22 protein-coding genes are annotated in these 19,975 nt (G+C 32.5%); 13 read left to right on the top strand and 9 right to left on the bottom strand.

Going from position 1 to position 19,975, the window contains the following annotated elements; translation table 11 throughout:
* The coding region (gene nadC, locus QZ143_RS03950) for a carboxylating nicotinate-nucleotide diphosphorylase (RefSeq protein ID WP_292881436.1) at positions 1 to 771 on the bottom strand (771 nt) is incomplete at its 3' end.
* Between the two features lie 71 nt (positions 772 to 842).
* On the opposite strand from nadC, the gene rnz reads away from it, so the two are divergent.
* Genes rnz through nadA form a run of 3 tightly spaced genes read left to right on the top strand, consistent with a single transcriptional unit; the run spans position 843 to position 3,448 of the window.
* Entirely contained in the window at positions 843 to 1,745 is a 903-nt protein-coding gene (gene rnz, locus QZ143_RS03945) for a ribonuclease Z (RefSeq protein ID WP_292881433.1), read from the top strand.
* 4 nt (positions 1,746 to 1,749) lie between these two features.
* Complete coding sequence (locus tag QZ143_RS03940) at positions 1,750 to 2,538, top strand: mechanosensitive ion channel domain-containing protein (protein WP_292881430.1); 789 nt, start codon at positions 1,750 to 1,752, stop codon at positions 2,536 to 2,538.
* The gene (gene nadA / locus QZ143_RS03935; protein ID WP_292881427.1) at positions 2,531 to 3,448 is read left to right on the top strand and encodes a quinolinate synthase NadA; all 918 of its coding nucleotides are present in this window, start codon (positions 2,531 to 2,533) and stop codon (positions 3,446 to 3,448) included. The genes QZ143_RS03940 and nadA overlap by 8 nt, the downstream gene beginning before the upstream one ends.
* A gap of 23 nt (positions 3,449 to 3,471) precedes the next feature.
* On the opposite strand, the gene QZ143_RS03930 is transcribed toward nadA, so the two are convergent.
* From QZ143_RS03930 to QZ143_RS03920, 3 genes are all read right to left on the bottom strand, one after another.
* Positions 3,472 to 4,461, bottom strand: a complete 990-nt coding sequence (locus QZ143_RS03930; protein ID WP_292881424.1) for an alpha/beta fold hydrolase — start codon at positions 4,459 to 4,461, stop codon at positions 3,472 to 3,474.
* 83 nt (positions 4,462 to 4,544) lie between these two features.
* Complete coding sequence (locus tag QZ143_RS03925; RefSeq protein ID WP_292881422.1) at positions 4,545 to 4,820, bottom strand: DUF5750 family protein; 276 nt, start codon at positions 4,818 to 4,820, stop codon at positions 4,545 to 4,547.
* 1 nt (position 4,821) lies between these two features.
* Positions 4,822 to 5,658: an alpha/beta fold hydrolase gene (locus QZ143_RS03920; protein ID WP_292606272.1), complete on the bottom strand. Its 837-nt coding sequence runs from the start codon at positions 5,656 to 5,658 to the stop codon at positions 4,822 to 4,824.
* A 237-nt stretch (positions 5,659 to 5,895) separates the two neighbouring features.
* Here QZ143_RS03920 and nucS point away from each other — a divergent pair, with 237 nt between their 5' ends.
* Positions 5,896 to 6,678: an endonuclease NucS gene (nucS, locus tag QZ143_RS03915; RefSeq protein ID WP_292606274.1), complete on the top strand. Its 783-nt coding sequence runs from the start codon at positions 5,896 to 5,898 to the stop codon at positions 6,676 to 6,678.
* On the opposite strand, the gene QZ143_RS03910 is transcribed toward nucS, so the two are convergent.
* Positions 6,675 to 7,154, bottom strand: coding sequence for a hypothetical protein (locus QZ143_RS03910; RefSeq protein WP_292606276.1), 480 nt, complete (start codon positions 7,152 to 7,154; stop codon positions 6,675 to 6,677). The genes nucS and QZ143_RS03910 overlap by 4 nt on opposite strands.
* A gap of 81 nt (positions 7,155 to 7,235) precedes the next feature.
* On the opposite strand from QZ143_RS03910, the gene QZ143_RS03905 reads away from it, so the two are divergent.
* Positions 7,236 to 7,934 carry a zinc ribbon domain-containing protein gene (locus tag QZ143_RS03905; RefSeq protein WP_292606278.1) on the top strand — a complete coding sequence of 233 codons (699 nt, stop codon included), beginning with the start codon at positions 7,236 to 7,238 and terminating at the stop codon, positions 7,932 to 7,934.
* A gap of 45 nt (positions 7,935 to 7,979) precedes the next feature.
* Positions 7,980 to 8,816, top strand: coding sequence for a carbon-nitrogen hydrolase family protein (locus QZ143_RS03900; protein ID WP_292881420.1), 837 nt, complete (start codon positions 7,980 to 7,982; stop codon positions 8,814 to 8,816).
* On the opposite strand, the gene QZ143_RS03895 is transcribed toward QZ143_RS03900, so the two are convergent.
* A complete protein-coding gene (locus tag QZ143_RS03895) occupies positions 8,808 to 9,656 on the bottom strand; it encodes a HEAT repeat domain-containing protein (RefSeq protein ID WP_292606282.1) in 849 nt (282 codons plus the stop codon). The genes QZ143_RS03900 and QZ143_RS03895 overlap by 9 nt on opposite strands.
* A gap of 73 nt (positions 9,657 to 9,729) precedes the next feature.
* Positions 9,730 to 10,500, bottom strand: a complete 771-nt coding sequence (locus QZ143_RS03890; RefSeq protein WP_292881419.1) for an SDR family oxidoreductase — start codon at positions 10,498 to 10,500, stop codon at positions 9,730 to 9,732.
* A 277-nt stretch (positions 10,501 to 10,777) separates the two neighbouring features.
* Here QZ143_RS03890 and QZ143_RS03885 point away from each other — a divergent pair, with 277 nt between their 5' ends.
* From QZ143_RS03885 to QZ143_RS03875, 3 genes are all read left to right on the top strand, one after another.
* A complete protein-coding gene (locus tag QZ143_RS03885; protein WP_292881416.1) occupies positions 10,778 to 13,375 on the top strand; it encodes an ATP-dependent helicase in 2,598 nt (865 codons plus the stop codon).
* A 66-nt stretch (positions 13,376 to 13,441) separates the two neighbouring features.
* Positions 13,442 to 13,810, top strand: coding sequence for a DUF5518 domain-containing protein (locus tag QZ143_RS03880; protein ID WP_292881413.1), 369 nt, complete (start codon positions 13,442 to 13,444; stop codon positions 13,808 to 13,810).
* 17 nt (positions 13,811 to 13,827) lie between these two features.
* Entirely contained in the window at positions 13,828 to 14,286 is a 459-nt protein-coding gene (locus QZ143_RS03875; RefSeq protein WP_292881410.1) for a hypothetical protein, read from the top strand.
* Positions 14,287 to 14,295: 9 nt separating this feature from the next.
* Here QZ143_RS03875 and QZ143_RS03870 read toward each other — a convergent pair whose 3' ends face one another.
* Positions 14,296 to 15,387: a formate--phosphoribosylaminoimidazolecarboxamide ligase gene (locus tag QZ143_RS03870; protein ID WP_292881407.1), complete on the bottom strand. Its 1,092-nt coding sequence runs from the start codon at positions 15,385 to 15,387 to the stop codon at positions 14,296 to 14,298.
* Between the two features lie 316 nt (positions 15,388 to 15,703).
* Between QZ143_RS03870 and QZ143_RS03865 the strand changes: the two genes are divergently transcribed.
* Together QZ143_RS03865 and QZ143_RS03860 are read left to right on the top strand one after the other, a co-directional pair.
* Positions 15,704 to 16,243 carry a metallophosphoesterase gene (locus tag QZ143_RS03865; RefSeq protein WP_292881440.1) on the top strand — a complete coding sequence of 180 codons (540 nt, stop codon included), beginning with the start codon at positions 15,704 to 15,706 and terminating at the stop codon, positions 16,241 to 16,243.
* Position 16,244: 1 nt separating this feature from the next.
* On the top strand, positions 16,245 to 16,874 hold the full coding sequence (locus QZ143_RS03860; RefSeq protein WP_292881404.1) for an SAM-dependent methyltransferase: 630 nt from the start codon (positions 16,245 to 16,247) through the stop codon (positions 16,872 to 16,874).
* Here QZ143_RS03860 and QZ143_RS03855 read toward each other — a convergent pair.
* Complete coding sequence (locus QZ143_RS03855; RefSeq protein WP_292881401.1) at positions 16,871 to 17,290, bottom strand: hypothetical protein; 420 nt, start codon at positions 17,288 to 17,290, stop codon at positions 16,871 to 16,873. The two genes, QZ143_RS03860 and QZ143_RS03855, sit on opposite strands and share 4 nt — an antisense overlap.
* Before the next feature lie 138 nt (positions 17,291 to 17,428).
* Between QZ143_RS03855 and QZ143_RS03850 the strand changes: the two genes are divergently transcribed.
* The gene (locus QZ143_RS03850; RefSeq protein ID WP_292606297.1) at positions 17,429 to 19,432 is read left to right on the top strand and encodes a minichromosome maintenance protein MCM; all 2,004 of its coding nucleotides are present in this window, start codon (positions 17,429 to 17,431) and stop codon (positions 19,430 to 19,432) included.
* Between the two features lie 123 nt (positions 19,433 to 19,555).
* Positions 19,556 to 19,963 carry a translation initiation factor IF-2 subunit beta gene (locus QZ143_RS03845; RefSeq protein WP_292606299.1) on the top strand — a complete coding sequence of 136 codons (408 nt, stop codon included), beginning with the start codon at positions 19,556 to 19,558 and terminating at the stop codon, positions 19,961 to 19,963.
* Positions 19,964 to 19,975: the final 12 nt, after the last annotated feature.

Below are 19,975 nucleotides of genomic sequence, written 5' to 3'. Positions count from 1 at the left end.
TATTGATATGATATCAACGCCTAATTTGGCATAATCCAATATAGTATTTTCAGTAATGCCTCCCGATACTTCAATCAATGAACATTGACGAATGTTTAGTTCATTTAACTTGTCAATTACTTCACTGACTTCATCATGAGACATGTTATCAAGCATTACGATATCAGCACCATTTTTAACACATTCAATAGCATCATCAAGTGTTTCCACTTCAATTTCTATCTTTTTAGAAAAGCTGGTATTTGTCTTAGCTTTAAGAAGGGCATCCAAAGGATTTTCACATGTGGCAATGTGATTGTCCTTAATCAACACCATATCATCCAAGCCGAAACGATGAGTATCTGCTCCACCTACACTTAATGCATATTTATCAAATTTGGCGATTGCAGGTGAAGTCTTGCGTGTTCCAGCAACCCTCACACCATAATCCTTGACAAGATTAACATAATGATTAGCTGCACTGGCCACTCCACTCATTCTCATGGATAAATTCAAAACTGTCCTCTCCAAAAGCAGTATTGTTCTCGCATCACCTGAAACAGACATGAGCAAATCATTTTTAGATATTGGAGAGCCATCCTTTAGCCAAAAACTGACTTTAACATCATATTCTTCAAATACCTCTTTAATTATATCCATTCCTGCCAAAATTCCCTCATCTTTTGAAATTATCTGAGCAGATATTTCCAAACCTTTTTCTACAACAGCATTTGAAGTAATATCACCGAATCCCTCATCCTCGGCCAACATATATTCTATAATTTTATCCAAAAAATCACCTAAACTTTAATAATTAATTAAAATATATATTTATTCTGCAATATAATTATAAGTGATTATATATGGAAATAATATTTTTAGGAACCTCTTCAGCAGTTCATTCAAAGGAGAGAAATCAAGTTTCAATTGCAGTTAAGGCATTCGGAAAAGTGATGTTATTTGATTGTGGAGAAGGAACTCAAAGACAAATGCTTCACACAAAAGTAAGCCCTATGAAAATATCCAAGATATTTATCACACATTTTCATGGAGACCATATTTTAGGCCTTCCAGGACTCATACAATCCCTAGGACTACATGGCAGGGATGAAAAACTAATAATATATGGTCCTAAAGGATTGCATAAAGTTAGAGATGCAATATTAAATTTTGGATATTGTAAATATGAATATCCTCTCGAATTCATTGAAATAGAACCCGGCATTATTGAAGAAACTGAAGAATACATTATAAGATGTCAGTCAGTCAGACATAATGTTCCATCTCTTGCATATTCCATTGAAGAAAAGAAAAAACCAAGATTTTTGAGAGAAAAAGCTATTGAATTGGGAGTTCCCGTAGGCCCTCTTTTCGGCAAATTACACAATGGACAGGAAGTTGAAGTTGATGGGCGAATCATAAAGCCAGAACAGGTTCTTGGAGAACCTAGAAAAGGAATTAAACTCACATATTCTGGAGACACAAGACCCTGTGAAGAAATGATTGACCTTGCAAAAGACAGCACACTTTTAATCCATGAATCAACATTTACACGGCAAGATGAAGAAAATGCAGAAGAACATGGCCATTCCACAGCAGCTGATGCAGCATATGTTGCAAAGCAATCAAACTGTAAAGAATTGATCTTAACACACATCAGCACACGTTATAACGGAGAATTTTCTAAAATTATATTGAATGAAGCACGAGAAATTTTTGAAAATACTGAAATCGCTTATGATTTAATGGAAATTGAACTTAAATGATATTATGGGCCTTTTAGCAACAATTGATAATAATATACAAACTATAATTTACATACTAATCATTATTGTTTCAACTACAGTCATAACAAAACTTATTGAATATTTAATGAAAAAAAGGAAAACTCTTGGCGGAAATATTACTGCAACATTCCTTATTAAAGACCTTGTAATTTACGCATTATATTTTATTGCATTAATGTATATTTTACAGTTATTTGGAGTAAACCTTACAGGAACATTATTGAGTTTAGGTATTGTAGGTATTGCAGTGAGTTTTGCGGCCAAAGACATTATTTCCAATTTATTTTCAGGAATAATATTAATACTTGGAAAAAGCATTAAAGTTGGAGATACTATTGAAATTGAGGGCAATAAAGGAACTATCGAGAGTATTTCCCTAAGATCAACGGTTATCGTTGATAATTTAGGAGTAAAAATTCATATTCCAAACTCCACATTAACAAATAATCCATATAATGGATTTAAATCTAATGAACTACGTAGAGTAGATTTATATATTGGATTGCCATTAAATATTGATGTTGAGGACTTTAAAGAATATATTATTAAGAAAATTGTAACTTATGATACAATAGATAAAACTATAAGACCTAATGTTTTTGTAACTGAAACCAGCTTTATACAAGTCAAACTTAAAGTATCTTTTTGGGTAAAAGATTATGACAGTGATGATAGATGGAATTTAATAACATCCGCTAGAGATAAATATAAAGTAGTAATAACTAACGATATTAGAAAATATATTGTTATGATGGGTGAGAAAAATGAGTAGTTCAATACAGGAAGAAATTTTAAAATTAAAAGAAGAAAAAAATGCTATAATATTAGCGCACAATTACCAGCCTAAAGAAATTCAGGAAATTGCCGATTTTTTAGGAGATTCATTAGAATTATGTATTAAAGCCTCTGAAATTGATGATAAAGATTTAGTTATCTTTTGCGGTGTTGACTTCATGGCAGAAACTGCATATATCCTAAATCCAGATAAAAAAATTGTTATTCCAACTCTTGAAGCGGAATGTCCAATGGCGCATATGTTACCCGAAGAGGAATTATTAAAAGCAAAAGAGGAACATCCTGATGCAGGAGTTATTCTTTACGTGAATAGTATCGCAGAAGCAAAGCAGCATGCAGACACATTATGTACTTCAGCCAATGCTGTTAAGGTTACTGAAAGCTTAAAGCAAGGCAAAATATTATTCGGCCCTGACACTAACTTGGGAACACATGTTGCTAAAGAAGTGGATAAAGAAATCATCCCTGTTCCAAAAGGCGGACACTGTTATGTTCACAAACTGTTCCATGTTGAAGATGTTGAACTAAAAAGAGAACAGCATCCTAATGCAGAGATAATCTGCCACCCAGAATGTAATATTGAAGTTCAAGAAGCTTGTGACCAGGTAATGTCAACTGGAGGCATGTTAAGATACATTACCTCAAGTGATAAGGAAGAATTTGTACTTGGAACTGAAATTGATATGATTACTAGAATCAATTTGGAAATTGAAGGTAAAAAACTATACCCATTACTTGAAGGGGCAATCTGTGAAACTATGAAATTACACACCCTAGAAAAAGTAAGAGATTCACTTGTAAATGAAGCTCCACAAGTCACATTGCCAAAAGAAGTTGCTGAAAAATCTTTAAAAGCGGTTCAGCATATGCTTGATGCATCAAAATAGCTAGTTTAACTAGCAAACTTTTTTTATTTTTCAATTTTTTTAAAAAATGAATTTAAAGCACTAATAAGTTCTTTAAAATAAATTTGTCTTGATCTATCTTCGCATGTAGACAATACAACAATTTCACAATCATCAACGAGATTTTTCAAGGGAACAGTATCAAATTCAGGCGTGAAATATAAATCATCATATGGACTCAAAACCAATGTTTTGGCTTTGACATTGCTTAATTTATCTTCAATATCATAATGAATAATTGCTTCATTTTGCAAGTTATAATCATAAATATCTATGAACAAACCTTGCTCGACAAATTCATCCATCAGCACATCAATTTCATTATTGGTCATCTCTTGAAAGATACGCTTAGAGAAATACTGAGAATATAAAATTTTATTTATAGTAATCATAGTTTTGGTTAAAGATTCATCATAGATATCCGAATAAAAGTCTTTACTGGAATCAATGATACTTTCAATTCCTTTAGCTATTACATATCTATATCCATTAGTCTTAAATGAACTGTTAGCAACTATTATAAAATCCATATCATCAGGATACTCACAGGCCCAAGTATAAACTTCATATCCGCCCATTCCCCTTCCAACAACAGCCTGAACTTTTTCGATGTTTAGTTTTTCCTTAAGGAATTGCTTTTTACAATTTACCTTGTCTAAAAAATCATATTTAGGAAAATTGTATTTTAAACCTGTTGTGGAAGGACAACTTGAATCTGGAACACCCAGAGAAGTAATTGAAATAATAAAAAATTTATTCAAATCAAAAGGAGTTCCCGGATCTGTTAATTGAGGATAGTCATTTATTGAAAAACAATTTCTATCATAATTGGGGCAGTAAATGATAGCATTGATGATATTTCCCCCATCATCATATTTTGGAGTGCCCTTTAAAATAAATTCAACAGTTACATCTTCAAGAATTTCACCATTTTGAAATTTGAAACTATTCAAATTGAATTTATTATATTCATAAATGAATTTTTCATTATTCAAAAATAATACCCTCCTTTTGATTTATATTATTTGATTATAAGTTTAAGGGAATATATAAATTTTAACAAAATGAATGAAATTGATTACATGTCCTCTAAAAAGCTTGAAAGAAACACATTCATTTCTATTTCTTCCCGTGAGATAAAATCATCAAGACGAATTTTTGAAACCTCACTTTGAAAAGGATATAGCTTATCTTCAAAATACATTTTAATCTTTAACAAATTTCCCTTGACGAATGTGGATTCTGTCAAATTTTCATCCAAATATTTGATTTGTTCCCCAGACAATCCAAAAATGGTATATTCAATGAATTTCCTACCTTCAGCATCACCATAATCGGAAATTTTTACATCCATCTTATCCCTCAAAATTTTCCATGAAATCAGCCAATTGGGAAGAAATTGTTTCAAGTTCATTGAAACATAAATGTCCCAAATCAGAATCCATAATAATCAATTCAGATTCATTAATCATTTCAGACATTGGAATTCCATCAAGTTCCGGAGGGAAATGAGGATCATGTTTGCAGGATATAATCAACACTTTAGATTTGATTTTGCCCAAATCATTTTCAACATTATAATACATACAGGACTCGTTGCAATACTTCACATCATAAATATCAACATTTATACTTTCATTTCCAAAGTTTTCAAATTCTGCACTTAATTCCTCATTACTCATATCACGTAAGGCTTTTTTAGAAAGTCCAAAATTAAATTCTGCTAGATTAGCCAATCTCAATGTCCTAATCAAAGAGTAAGTCATCTCTCCCCTGTTGTAGTCAGGATCAGATTCTATAATTTCATTGACAAACTTTGATAAAATAAAATCATGTCCCGCAACCTTATAGCTACTTACCCCGCAGATTATGAAATCTGCAAAATCAGGGTCTTCAATTGCTTGAGTTAAACTGACAAATCCACCCATTGAATTTCCAATCATTCCCAAAACATGAGAAATATTGAATTTTTCGGCTAAAAATTGTTTTTGAAAATTGACAACATCTTTAATCGTGTATTTTGGAAATTTATTTTTTAAATTAGTAGATGATGGGGAACATGACCCTGGAGATCCCAATGCAGATAAACATATAAAAAAGTATTTGCTTTCATCAAAGGGGTCATTTTCTCCAACCAATGGTAAAATTTTTTTCATTGAAGCGAAATTGCCCAAGGAACCATGACAATACACAATCACATTTTCAATAATGCCTTCATCATTATATTTTGGAGTTCCAAAAGTCGTATATTCAACTTTGAGATTTTTAAGAACATTTCCATTTTCAAATTCAAATGAATCTAAAGTAAAAAATTCATTTTTATCATCAAAATAATCTTCATCGTAAATTCTAATCCCACCGAATTTTTTTTAATCATTAAAATCTATAAAAAACAAATTATTTAAATCAATCTAAACAATGTTATTGTGATGAAATATAAAATTTTAGAAAAACCTAATTGTGAAGATGCATATGATTTGGTTCATGAAGCTTTGCGTAAAAGAGCGACAATATTAATATTTGCATGCTGCAAAGTCAATTATGAAGGTAGAGCATTAAGTGAACTGGATTGGGGAGAACGTATAATTATGATAAAGCCCGATGGGGCATTCTTAATCCACCAAGACAAAAAAGTTGAACCAGTCAATTGGCAACCTCCAAAATCAAAAACAAGAAGTTACATTAAAAATGACAATCTTTTCTTAGAAAGCCACAGAAGAACACCCAAAGAGTTGCTAACAGTCGAGATAAGAAAAATCCAGTTTATCAATTATGCCAATATTGAAGACTTTGAAGAACTCGAACAGGCAGGATATGAAAAAGACATGAGCGATATGATAATGGAAAAACCACACATGATTGAAGACGGTTTTATTCCAACCACACGAGAATATAGCGTGGAGCATGGTTTTATTGACATTTTAGGAAAAGATAAAGATAATAATTTAATGGTTTTGGAATTAAAAGCTCGTAAAGCTGGAGTCAGTGCAGTAAAACAGCTAAGAAGATACCTCCAAGACCTTGAAAATACAGATAATGATTATCTAAAAGAATGTAAAGCTCAAAAGAAAAAAATTCGAGGATTGCTCGTGGCCCCATCAATCATGAATGATGCGGAAGAACTTCTTGAAGAAGAGGGCATTGAATTCGTATCAGTTGAACCTCCTCGAGAATTAAAAAGAGATAAGAAAATAACATTAGATGCATTTTAACTCAATGCATCCTCAATTCTTTTCATTTCGTCCAGGTAAAATCTTTTGGTAAATTTATTTGCCGGAATGGAATTAGTAACGTGACAATCTTTTTCCAATTTATAAATAAGATAATCTTCAGTTTCTAAAGAAAGAGTTCCATCATCATCCAATAATACCAAATCATCCAATTCTTTGAGAATATCATCATATTCCTTTTCTTCGAGAGCAATTACATCGTCCAATTCCATTTCTTGAACTTTAGGATTTAATTGTAATGCAATAGCTACAAAGCCATTGACTGATTTGTCTGAAATTTCAAATGTGGACATCCTTATTTCTTCCATGGATAATTTTACATGATGTACAGTATTTTTTGTAACGGGAATTTCACTTGATATGCCAATCTGATTGATTTCATAATTATTTTTCCAATCACCTATTTTATAAACTGCATAATTTATATCATCAATGTTAATAATTTCATCACTAGACATTCTATCACAATTATAAATATCTTTTTATAAAATAAAAACATTATTATTAAATATACTGTTAATTTAAATGGAGGTTGAGCTGTGAAAAAATGTCCTGAATGTGGAAATCCAAGTTATGATGGTGCTCCTGTTTGTGGAAATTGTGGTTACAAATTCCCTAAACCAAAAACTAAAGTCATTAAAGAAGAAAGTATCTTTGACAAAGCACCAGAACCAAAGAAACCTTCCACTGATGAAAGCACTGTCAATATTTTAAAAGAAAAAAAACTTGTTATTGGTGCAATACTTATAATAACTTTAATTGTGATTTGTGGAATTGTTTTAACTGGATCACACCATAACAATAACTCTTCAGTATCAAGTAACGATTTAATTAAAGTTAGTGAAGGAGCATTCTCATTCAAATATCCTGGAAATTGGGAAGAAATTAATGGAAGTGATGCAGAACACACAAATGCAAAATTCTATAAAAACGAAAACAATACCATAATTGAATATTACAATAGTACACTAGAGTCTTCATCCCTAAAAGAAATTACTAAAGATAGAATCAGTTATGCTCAAAATAATAATTCCTATGTGGAACTTGTTGAAACCATTAAATTAGATGGTAGAAATTCCTCAAATATTATTTTAGAAAATGCTGACGGTAATTATACAAGATTTGTTTCATTATTTAGTGATGGAAAGCTATATGTATTTAAAATTACTGGAGAATCAATGAATGCAGTTACTTCAGATGATATTACTACAATGATAAATACTGCAGACATTGCTTAAGTATGATTAATTTCATACTTCTATTTTTATTTTTAAAGTGTTAATATGACTAAAGTTAAGATTGCACTTTGTCAAATGAATGTTGTTGACAATAAAGATGAAAATTTAAAAAACGCTGAAAGGATGATTGAAAAAAGCGTTGATGAAAATTCTGATTTTATAGTTTTACCTGAAATGTTCAACTGTCCTTATTCAAATGACAAATTTATTGAATACTGTGAAGAAGAAAAAACAAGCAAAACTCTTTTAAAAATTTCCAACTTAGCATCAAAGAACCAGGTTTACATTCTTGCAGGATCCATTCCTGAAAAAGAGAATGGTAAATTGTACAATACCAGTTATCTTTTTAACCGGAATGGTGAAATAATCGCAAAACATAGAAAAATGCATCTATTTGATATAGACGTTAAAGGGAAAATAAAATTTATGGAATCTGATGTTTTAACCGCTGGAGATGATGTTACAATAGCAAATACGGAATTTGGAAAAATAGGCATTGGAATTTGCTATGATATTCGTTTTCCAGAACTTGCAAGATTAATGGCACTTGAAGGTGCATCAATACTCTTTTATCCGGGAGCATTCAATATGACTACAGGTCCTGCACATTGGGAGTTGCTATTCCGCACAAGAGCACTGGACAACCAAGTTTTCTGCGTAGGTGTTGCGCCTGCATTAAACAAGGATGCAAGTTACCATAGCTTTGGACATTCCATAATTACAAGTCCTTGGGGAGAAGTAATATCTGAGGCAACTGAAAAAGAAGAGCTAATAATATCTGAAATCGATTTAAGTGAAATAAAAAAAATAAGAGAAGAGCTTCCTCTTTTAAAAAATAAAAGGGAAGACATTTATGAAGTTAACAAAAAACAGCTATTTTAATTTAGCCAATCTTTTTTCGAAGTAAGACAATTTTTTATCATTATCAGCGAATACTTCACAAGCAGTTTCTATGACCCTAATTTCATTATCGTTGTCATTTGCTTTTCTATAAAGTACACATAACCTTTTATATGGAGCATCTTTAGCCATTTTGGCTTCAACATAACGTTCATATTCTTTTATAGCCTTTTGAGGATTGGTTTTTTCCATTTCTTTAATGGTGCTCATAGGAATAACTTTTACGATAGCTTCTCCAGAGTCTTTAGCCTTTTGTCTTTTTTGTGCTTTTTTAATTGCCTTATTACAAGATTTTTTGAAGTCCTTATCATCTTCTGTTTTTCTTGCATCTTTAATTAGTTTGATTGCTTCATCAGTTGCTAAATCACCTAATGCCTGAATGGCAGCCAATTTAACACCCCAATCTTCATCATCAAGACATTTGGCAATATTATCAAGTTCATCATAAGCTTGAAGTTCACCTAAAGCACGTACCGCAACTTTTCTAACCCCAAAGTCCTCATCATCCAAAGCTTCAACAAAGTACGGAATTACCCTTTTGTCTTCAGTTTCTTTAAGTGCAAAAGCAAGGAAACGTTTATCTTTACCTTCAGCATTATTAAATTCATTAATTAACTTATCAACAGCTACATCCCCCATATTTCCCAATATTTCAGCAGCTTTAAATCTTACCTGAGCATTATCATCAGTAGTTGCTTTAATTAAAGGTTCAATAGCTTCTTCATCAGTTGTTCCAACCAATGATTCTATTGCTTCTTTTCTAACTTTAACATCATCATTTGATAAATTGTTAATAGCTTCTTCAAAATTAAAATTAGTCATGATAATAAGTTAGATTTTAAGAGTATATAAATATTCAAAAAATAGAAAAAAAATAAGAGAAAAAATCTCTTATCTAAATAGCAGTCCATCCACCGTCAATACAGATGAGTTGACCAGTACAGAAACTAGATGCATCAGATGCTAAGTAAATTGCAATACCGTCCAATTCACCAGGTTTTCCTAAACGACCAGCAGGACAGTATGCTTTAATAAGATCCATGAATCCTTCCATTTCGATGGATTCAACAGTCAATTCGGTTTCAAATACTGCTGGACCAATTGCATTAACAGTAATGTTATATGGTGCCCATTCTACAGCCAAGTTTTTGGTTAAGTTCATTACTCCACCTTTAGCTGAAGAGTATGCGCTAATTCCACCACCAGGGAAAATTACTCTAGAGTGGATTGAACCGATGTTAATGATTTTACCGTATTCTTGTTCAATCATGATTTCTCCAACAGCTTTACACATGTAGTATACACCGCTTAAGTCAATGTGTATGTGTCTTTCCCATTCTTCATTGGATTGATCCATAACAGGTTTGTTGTTTCCCATACCTGCAGCATTAACTAAAATATCGATTCTTCCATAAGCATCCATAACTTTAGCAATTGCTTCGGTGATACTGTCATAATCTCCGACATCACATACAGCGTACATTACGTCAGTGCCATATTCTTTTTCGATTTCAGCAACATTTTCTTGTAATCTTTCTTCCCTTCTTGCAAATAATGCTAATTTTGCACCTTGACTAGCATATGCCTGTGCAATTTGCCAACCAAGACCTGATGAAGCACCAGTAATAAGTGCAACTTTGTCTTTAATATCGAAATAGTTTTTCATTTTTTATACCACCTTAGGCATCACGCCTATGATTAACTATATAATATTTTTGACTATTTAAAAATTATTATTTGTTAAAATTTTATAAAATTAATGAATAATAATTAAGATTATGTAAAAAATTATATACATTTATAATAAACTGATTAAATAATAACATTAAAGAAAGTTTAAATTAAAAATTTAAATCTAATTATTACAAAAATCAACAAAAAATATAATATAAATTAAAAATTAAATTAAAAATAATCGAATTATAAAAAATGAGGAGACAATAATGATTGAAGAACAGACAAAAAGTTATTCGAAAAAACAAATCTACAAAACTCTACATCCATGGGTTAAACAGTGGTTTGATAAACAATTTGATGACTTTACACCTGCTCAAAAAAAATCAATCATAGACATTCATAAAAACAACAACATTTTAATTTCATCCCCAACAGGATCTGGTAAAACATTGACCGCATTTCTATCAGTAATAAGCGAATTGACCGCACTTGCCGAAAAAGACAAACTGGAAGACAAAGTTTACTGCATTTATATTTCCCCTTTAAAAGCATTGGACAATGATATCGAAAAAAATCTGGATGAACCCCTGGAAGGCATCGAAAAGATAGCTGGAAAAGAACTAGGAATCCGAAAGGCCGTACGAACAGGAGACACCACACAATACCAAAGACAGAAAATGCTTAAAAAACCGCCACACATTCTAATTACTACTCCCGAAACGCTCTCCATTTTACTTGTAGCTCCAAAATTCAGGGAAAAATTAAGCAATGTAAAATATGTAATCATTGATGAAATCCATTCTCTAGCTGAAAACAAAAGAGGAGTCCATTTAAGTTTATCTCTTGAAAGGCTGCAACACTTAATAGGACAATTCACCCGAATCGGACTATCTGCAACAGTCAGTCCACTTGAAGAAGTGGCCAAATTTCTTGTAGGATATGAATATGGCGTTGAAAGAAACTGCAAAATTGTAAATATCAACTATCTGAAGGAACTTGACATGGAAGTGATGTGTCCTGTAAGTGATATCGTACTGGCAGATGAAGAAGACACAAGGCTTGGAATGTATGATCTATTGGATGATTTGATTTGGGAAAACAAAACAACATTAATCTTTACGAATACACGAAGTGGTACGGAACGTTTTGTTTATAATTTAAAGAAAATGTATCCTATGCACTACAACAATGAAAACATAATGGCACACCATTCCTCACTTTCAAAGGAAGTTCGTCTACAGACAGAAAATAAACTAAAAGAAGGTCAGCTAAAGGCAGTTGTTTCATCAACATCTCTTGAACTTGGAATTGATATCGGATACATTGATTTAGTCGTATTAATAAATTCACCGAAATCTGTTGCAAGAGCGCTTCAAAGAATTGGAAGAAGTGGACATAGATTACATGAAAAATCTCGAGGAAGAATTATTGTAACTGACCGTGATGATTTAGTTGAATGCTCAGTTTTGCTTAAAAATGCAAAAGAAGGAAAAATCGACAGAATAAACATACCAACCAATTGTCTGGACGTATTAGCACAACATATCTATGGAATGAGTATTGAAAATCCATGGGATATTGATTACGCTTATGAAGTCATCAAAAAAAGTTATTGTTACAAAGACTTGACAAGAGATGATTATGAAGATGTTTTAAGTTATATGGCTGGAGAATATCCTGAACTTGAAGAAAGATATGTTTATGCAAAAATCTGGATTGATTATGAAAAAAATACCTTTGGAAAACGAGGAAAGCTAGCTAGAATGCTTTATTCAACAAATATTGGTACAATTCCAGACAGTTCTGGTGTTTTGGTCAAATGTGACGGTGAAACTGTTGGAAGAATAGAAGAAGATTTTATGGAAAGGCTTAAAAAAGGAGACACATTCGTTCTGGGCGGGAATACCTACAGATTCAACTATGGAAAAGGAATGACAATTAACGTGACTCCGGCAATGGGCCCACCGACAATACCCTCATGGTTTTCACAGCAATTGCCACTATCTTTTGATTTGGCAATGGATATTCAAAGATTTAGAGCACACATGGACGTCAAATTCAGATATCAAAGAAGCAAGGAAGAAATAATGGAGTTCATTCATGAATATCTGTATGTCGACGACTTTGCAGCAAATTCAATATACGAATATTTTGTAGAACAATTCAAATATGCCAAAATACCAAGCAACCAATTATTATTAATTGAATATTATAAAGGATTTGGAGGAAGACGATTCGTAATATTTCATTCACTATTTGGAAGAAAAGTTAATGATGCACTTTCAAGAGCCGTAGCTTATGTTGTTGCAAAAAGATACAACATCAACGTCACCATTTCAATATCAGACAACGGTTTTTATTTAAGCTCTGACGGAAAGATTGGAGGTTTGGAATCATTCAATGAATTGACCCCTGAAAACTTTGAAAACATATTGTCCCAATCATTAAATAAAACCGAAACACTAGCTTCAAGGTTCAGACACTGTGCCGGACGGTCATTAATGACTTTAAGAAGATACAAAGGAGAATCAAAATCTGTCGGACGCCAACAGGTTAGGGGAAAAATCCTATTGAAATTTGTTCAGGAGATGGATGAAAACTTTTCAATTTTAAAGGAAGCTCGAAGAGAAGCGCTTGAAGACTATATGGATGTTAAAAATGCTTTGAAAATAATCGAATGGGTTGCCTCAGAACAAATGGAAGTGAAAACAATAAATACTGTCATACCAAGTCCATTTGCATTTAATTTAATTTCACAAGGATATTTAGATGTATTAAATCAAAATGACAAGGCAGAATTTACAAAAAGAATGCATCAAGCGATTCTAGACCAAATTAAAGATAAATTAAAAGACATATATTGAACATTAAAACTAAAATAATTAAATACTTTTATAAACAATATTAATTATTGACTAAAGGTGATAATCATGACAAAATGGAAAGCCGTAATTATAGGTTTCATATTATCTGTAATTGTTAAAGCATTTTTTGCACATTATGATTTTATTGGATTATTAATTGTGGGTTTCATTACAGGATATATTGCCCATGATGGAGCCCTGGGAGGCTTATGGAATGCAGCTCTTGCTGGCGCATTAGGTACAATTATCAGTGCAATACTATTCATAATAGCCACAACAATTGGTGGAAGCTTTATGGGAGTATTTGGAGGCCTTACTGGATTTACAACATCCGGCATAATAAGTATTTTATCCATAGTCACAGAGTTGATTTATTATGCAATTGTCATGGGAATAACTGGAGCAATTGGAGGAGCAGTATCCTCTAAAAAATAAGTTTTTGGAGAAATAAAATGGGAAAATTCACTAATTTTGACTTTAAATCACTAGTATTTGGAGCAGCAATCGCTGCTGGATTTGTAATATTGGGATCAATGTATAATGAATTCCTTTATGCATTTGCATCAATCGGATTTTTATATGTAGGATACAATGCACCAAATATAAAAACATCAGCACTGCTTGGGGCTTTTGCATCAACACCAGTAATGTACCTTGCATTAGATGGCGTATTTAGAGAAATACCACCAACAGAACAAGGAAGAATAACCATGATAATTGCAATCCTTATTGTTGGTATGCTTGTTGCAGTTATTGGTGCATGGGCAAAAAGAAGCCGTGTAAAAGCAAAAGAGGAATACGAGAAAAAACAGAAAATCGGTAAAAACAAAAAGAAAAAACAGAAAGCTGAAGAACCTCAAAAAGAAAATAAAGGCCTTTTAGGTAAAATTACAAAAAAGAATGAAAAATAATAACAAAATTTATGTTATTATTTTTTCCAATTCATCTCTTTCTATACCACGTTTAATTTCTAAAGCAATTCTTCTACCCATACTCATTGGTTTGCCGTATGTTAAGTAGGAGTAAGGAGAACCATCCATAAATGTATTTGTTCCACCATCAGTTCTTGCACTGATTTCAAAACAGATTACTTCTAAATTATCATTTACTAAAGTTTGCATACAGAAAGGACCGTTTAATCCAGGAGCAACTAATTTTTTAGCACTTTCTGTTAATTTATCAGCAATATCAAATACTTGTGGAAGTAAAGATTCACGAATTACAGCAGGGTGGTTACCTGTTACAACATAGGAAGGGCTTAAATCAATATCCAATTGATCTTTTGCAGGCATTCTTACAAATCCATCAATACTTGATTCATATCTTGTATCCATACCCATCAATTCTACATTGTCATCAAGAGCAGAGTAGAAATAGTGTATACAGTAATTACATCCTGAAACATATTCTTCAATGTGAGCTGCTTCAACATCACTGTCTTCTAACCATCCACGTGCTTTCATAGCATCAATTTTTGAATTGAACTCTTCTGTTGATGAAGCTACAAAGTAACCCCTACCTCCCCTAGCGCCAGGGAATTTAACCATAACCGGCCTGTCGATTTCATCAGGCCCATTATATTTGAAAGGTATTCTTACGTCACCTTCAACAAGTAAAGCTCTTTCCTTATCTCTTTCGGCTTCCCATCTAAGTACATCCCTATTTCCAAACATTGGAACATTGAATTTATCTTCAACGTTATCCAATCCAGCATATGCAACAAAAGATCCATGAGGCACAACAATTGCATTCATATCCCTAAGTTTTTGCTGAACATCTTCATTGACAATGTCTTTAAATTCATCAACGATGATATATTCATCAGCTACATCAAAACGTTGATACGGAATTTCACGACCTTTTTGACATACAATAGCTGTTCTAAATCCTTCTTCTTTAGCACCTTGCAATATGTGTAAAGAAGTATGACTTCCTAGGGTAGCTATAGTGATTTCACTTTTGTCATATTTAGCTAAAATATCTAAGATATCTTCCTTTTTAACTTCTCCCATTTTATCTTCTCCTCAAAGAATGATATTATTATATATATTTTTAAGAATTTATAATATTTTTTATTTAAACTGACTAAGTTGCACCATCCAATACCGACTGCATCTACAATATCTATCAAAATTAGGAACATGCCGAATATTTTAATTATGCCAAAATGAATATTTCAAGACCACACAAAATTTGAATAACCATTTAATACATAATATTCTGTTGCTTGTCAAAAAGTTTAAACTAAAACATTAATGTCCAAGTTATAAACGGCCACATTAATATTAAGAACAATAACAGACAAATATAATTACGAATTCTCAAGGAATAGATAAAATGTTAATCGGTTTAATTTCAGACACACATATACCTGATAGAGCTAAAGAAATACCTGAAAAAGTATTTGAGGCATTTAGTGAAGTTGATTTAATAATGCACGCTGGCGATTTAACCTCCCCAAAGGTGATAGATGATTTGGAGCAAATAGCTCCAGTAATGGCCATTCAAGGAAATATGGACAGAGCCAAAGGAATTGATTTGCCCGCTGCAAAAGTAATTGAAGCTGAAGGGTTAAAAATTGGAATTGTACATGGAGAAGTTTATCCAAGAGCCGACACACAACAATTGGTTTATCTTGCAAAGGAGTTGGATGTCGACATATTAGTCAGCGGACATTCCCATCAACCAAAAATAGAGCAGACAGATGGAGTGTTGCTATTAAATCCAGGAAGTCCAATAGTTCCAAGACTTGCTGATAGAACAGTAATGATACTTGAAATTAATGACAAAAAAGTTGATGTGGAAATTATAAAAATTGGAGCACCAGTATGCAGTGCACTTGATTTTGAACAATATAAGAGGGATTGAAATGGGAAGCAAATGGCAAATGGAAAAACACAATGATCCATATTATAAAAGAGCAAAACAAGAAGATTACCGTTCACGAGCATCATATAAATTAAAACAGCTGGACAAAAAATATAAAATCATTAAAGAAGGAAACACTGTTGTCGATTTAGGAGCCGCACCCGGCGGATGGTCACAGGTTGCATTGGAAAAAGTTGGAGAAGAAGGCATTGTAGTGGGTGTGGACTTAAACAGATTTAAAAAATTCCATGAAGAAAATTATTATGGGATCAGAGGGGATTTTACAACACCCGAAGTTCAGCAAAAGATTATGGAACTTATCGGAGGAAAGGCCAAAGTTGTAATGTCTGATGCATCCCCCTCACTTTGCGGAATTAAAAATATCGACCAGTTAAGATCCATTGATTTGGTCAATGTAGTAATTGAAATAGCCGAAAATATCCTTGAACAAAAAGGCAATCTTGTTATGAAAGTATTTCAAGGCCCAGAATATAAGAATATGTTGGATTCACTGAAAGGGAAATTCCGACACGTGAGAACTACCAAACCTGCATCATCACGTAAAAAAAGTTCAGAAATGTATGTTGTTGGTTTGGAATATATGCCAAAAAAGAGAAAAAAAAGAAATTAAAGATTATTGTAGGCATCATTAGCAGCTTGGAGTTTCTGTTTAGCGAAATCAATCCTACTATCAACTTCATTAGATGGTTTTCCTGCATCTAAAGCACTTTGAACATTTTCAATAGCGGAATTGGCTCTAGACAACTCCAGTCTTGCATCATTATATATTTTTACTTCATCTGCCCCACCAGCATAATATGTAGATTTGACATTATCAAATTTCATTGCTAAATCAGAATAAGATGATTTTAAATCTGCAAGTTCATCATATTGAGTACCTGAAGATATTTCATCTGTGATGCCTTCTGAAACCATACTATACCCTACATAAGCTACAACAATAATTGTTGATACAATCATGATGATTCCAACAACAGAAATCAACATAGAAGTAGATTTAAATACACTTAGTCTAGATTTCCTCATAATACCATCAAAATAATTAAAATCTTTATTAATATCTATTTATTGGTGACATTAGTATTTAATACTTACTTATCCCTAATACTTTTCAACTGCTCTATGCAATAATTTTTAAAGTATGAAAAAATAATAATATAGATAATGAATTCTACTACTAAATCACAAACATCAATTGCAAAATTTGAAGAATTTTTTTCAACTTCATACAAGGATGATGTTTTTGAAGTGCTTGAAAAATACCCCGATGAAAGGTCACTTAACGTGGATTATAATGCATTGGAAATATTTGATCCAGACCTTGCGGATTTACTAATAGACAAACCAGAAGAGGTTATTCAAGCTGCACAAATAGCCATTAAAAACATTGACCCTCTTGTAAAGGACGTTGAAATCCACATCCGTTTTGAAAATCTCACCAACATCATTCCATTAAAGACATTGCTGAGTAAATACATAGGAACATTTGTTGCAGCAGATGGTATTGTAAGAAAAACTGATGAAATTAGGCCTCGTATCGAAACTGGAGTATTTGAATGCAGAGGATGTATGAGATTGCACGAAGTTGAACAGACATCCAGCAATACAATTATAGAACCATCACTCTGTAGTGAATGCGGCGGAAGGTCTTTCAGACTGCTTCAAGAAGAATCAAAATACATCGATACACAAACTGCAAGAATGCAGGAACCTTTAGAGAACCTGTCTGGAGGAACAGAACCTAAACAAATGTTAATGGTATTAGAAGATGATTTAGTAGATGAATTAAACCCTGGAGATAAAGTTAGAATAACTGGAACATTAAAAACATTCAGGGAAGAGAGAAGCGGCAAATTTAAAAATTATATTTATGTAAACCACATTGAACCATTAGAACAGGAATTTGAAGAATTGCAGCTTTCAGAAGAAGATGAAGAAAAAATTATAGAATTGTCAAAAGACCCTCACATTTATGATAAAATCATCAAGTCCACAGCACCATCAATTAGAGGATACAGAGATGTAAAAGAAGCTATTGCATTGCAATTATTTGGTGGAGCTGCAAAACAGCTTGAAGATGAAACCAAATTGAGAGGAGATATCCACATCCTCATTGTAGGGGATCCAGGTATTGGTAAATCTCAAATATTAAAATATGTTTCAAGGCTTGCACCAAGAAGTATTTATACAAGTGGTAAAGGTACTACCGGTGCGGGATTAACCGCTGCAGCCGTTAGGGATGAACTTGGCGGATGGTCCTTGGAAGCCGGTGCATTGGTACTTGGGGACCAAGGTAATGTATGTGTTGACGAATTGGATAAAATGAGGTCCGAAGACCGTTCAGCACTTCACGAAGCATTGGAACAACAGACTGTAAGTATTGCAAAGGCAGGAATCATGGCAACTTTAAATTCAAGATGTTCCGTTCTTGCAGCAGCTAACCCAAAATTCGGAAGATTTGACCAGTATAAAGTACTTGCAGAACAAATTGATTTGCCAGCACCGATTATATCTCGTTTTGATTTAATTTTTGTTATTGAAGATAAACCAAGCAGAGAAGGAGATTCAAAATTAGCAGAACACATTTTGAAAATACATAAAGAAAATACTATTGATTATGAAATTGAACCTGAACTGCTTAGGAAATATATCGCATATGCCCGTAAAACCGTTAATCCATCCTTGACCGATGAGGCTAACGAAGTTTTAAGGGAATTTTATGTAAATACAAGGAACAGCAATCCAGAAGAACAAGGTGCAGTTCCAATTACTGCAAGACAACTTGAAGCAATCATCCGTTTAGCTGAAGCTAGCGCAAAGATTAAACTTAAGGAAACTGTTGATAAGGAAGATGCTGAAAAGGCCGTAAGGCTGCAAATGGCTTGTCTTAAAAAGGTAGGTGTAGATCCTGAAACTGGTGAAATGGATATTGAGATAATGGAAGGAAGAACACCTAAATCAGACCGGGACAAAATACAAAGAGTAACTGAAGAAATAGTCCTTCTTGAAGAGGAATATGCCGGATCTGCTCCATTGAATGTATTGAAATCAAACATGAATGAAAAATACGGAGTAAGTGAAGAAAAAGTAGAAAGTATTGTCCGTAATTTACAACAGAAAGGAGTTATCTACGAACCAGATACAGGCTATTTCAAGAGAGTATCCTAACTCTCAAACTTTTTATTTTTTTACTTTTTTTTATCAAATTTTTTAAATATAACAATACATTAATAAATGATTAAAATAAAATTTAATATATTATACTTATACTAATTTTCACGGAGAGATAATATGGATAAATACGAAGATTTATTAGAAAGAGCAATAGACCAATTACCTCCAGAAGTATTTGAACACAAAAGATTTAAAATTCCTAAAGCTTATTCAGATATCCAAGGTAATAGAACATTCATTAAAAACTTTAAAGATGTTGCAGAAGGCTTAAACAGAGACCCACAACACTTATTGAAATTTTTAATGAGAGAATTAGGTACTGCTGGAAATATTGAAGGTCAAAGAGCAATATTACAAGGTAAATTTACCCATTACTTAATCAATGAAAGAATCGAAGATTATGTGGACAAATATGTTATTTGCCATGAATGTAACAGACCGGATACCAGAATTATCAGAGAAGGTAGAATATTCTTACTTAAATGTGCTGCATGCGGTGCAACAGCACCTTTAAAAACATTATAATTTTACCTTTTT

Source organism: Methanobrevibacter sp. UBA188, from assembly GCF_905234905.1.
Taxonomy (GTDB): domain Archaea; phylum Methanobacteriota; class Methanobacteria; order Methanobacteriales; family Methanobacteriaceae; genus Methanocatella.
This window is presented reverse-complemented; position numbering and strand designations above follow the sequence as displayed.

What these genes read in the sequence shown, in the direction of transcription:
- QZ143_RS03910 (WP_292606276.1), bottom strand. Translation starts at nt 7,154, where the DNA reads ATGTCTAGTGATGAAATTATTAACATTGATGATATAAATTATGCAGTT.
- nadA (WP_292881427.1), top strand. Translation starts at nt 2,531, where the DNA reads ATGAGTAGTTCAATACAGGAAGAAATTTTAAAATTAAAAGAAGAAAAA.
- QZ143_RS03845 (WP_292606299.1), top strand. Translation starts at nt 19,556, where the DNA reads ATGGATAAATACGAAGATTTATTAGAAAGAGCAATAGACCAATTACCT.
- QZ143_RS03870 (WP_292881407.1), bottom strand. Translation starts at nt 15,387, where the DNA reads ATGGGAGAAGTTAAAAAGGAAGATATCTTAGATATTTTAGCTAAATAT.
- QZ143_RS03925 (WP_292881422.1), bottom strand. Translation starts at nt 4,820, where the DNA reads ATGGATGTAAAAATTTCCGATTATGGTGATGCTGAAGGTAGGAAATTC.
- QZ143_RS03880 (WP_292881413.1), top strand. Translation starts at nt 13,442, where the DNA reads ATGACAAAATGGAAAGCCGTAATTATAGGTTTCATATTATCTGTAATT.
- rnz (WP_292881433.1), top strand. Translation starts at nt 843, where the DNA reads ATGGAAATAATATTTTTAGGAACCTCTTCAGCAGTTCATTCAAAGGAG.
- QZ143_RS03890 (WP_292881419.1), bottom strand. Translation starts at nt 10,500, where the DNA reads ATGAAAAACTATTTCGATATTAAAGACAAAGTTGCACTTATTACTGGT.
- nucS (WP_292606274.1), top strand. Translation starts at nt 5,896, where the DNA reads ATGAAATATAAAATTTTAGAAAAACCTAATTGTGAAGATGCATATGAT.
- QZ143_RS03940 (WP_292881430.1), top strand. Translation starts at nt 1,750, where the DNA reads ATGGGCCTTTTAGCAACAATTGATAATAATATACAAACTATAATTTAC.
- QZ143_RS03860 (WP_292881404.1), top strand. Translation starts at nt 16,245, where the DNA reads ATGGGAAGCAAATGGCAAATGGAAAAACACAATGATCCATATTATAAA.
- QZ143_RS03895 (WP_292606282.1), bottom strand. Translation starts at nt 9,656, where the DNA reads ATGACTAATTTTAATTTTGAAGAAGCTATTAACAATTTATCAAATGAT.
- QZ143_RS03900 (WP_292881420.1), top strand. Translation starts at nt 7,980, where the DNA reads ATGACTAAAGTTAAGATTGCACTTTGTCAAATGAATGTTGTTGACAAT.
- QZ143_RS03875 (WP_292881410.1), top strand. Translation starts at nt 13,828, where the DNA reads ATGGGAAAATTCACTAATTTTGACTTTAAATCACTAGTATTTGGAGCA.
- QZ143_RS03855 (WP_292881401.1), bottom strand. Translation starts at nt 17,290, where the DNA reads ATGAGGAAATCTAGACTAAGTGTATTTAAATCTACTTCTATGTTGATT.
- QZ143_RS03885 (WP_292881416.1), top strand. Translation starts at nt 10,778, where the DNA reads ATGATTGAAGAACAGACAAAAAGTTATTCGAAAAAACAAATCTACAAA.
- QZ143_RS03850 (WP_292606297.1), top strand. Translation starts at nt 17,429, where the DNA reads ATGAATTCTACTACTAAATCACAAACATCAATTGCAAAATTTGAAGAA.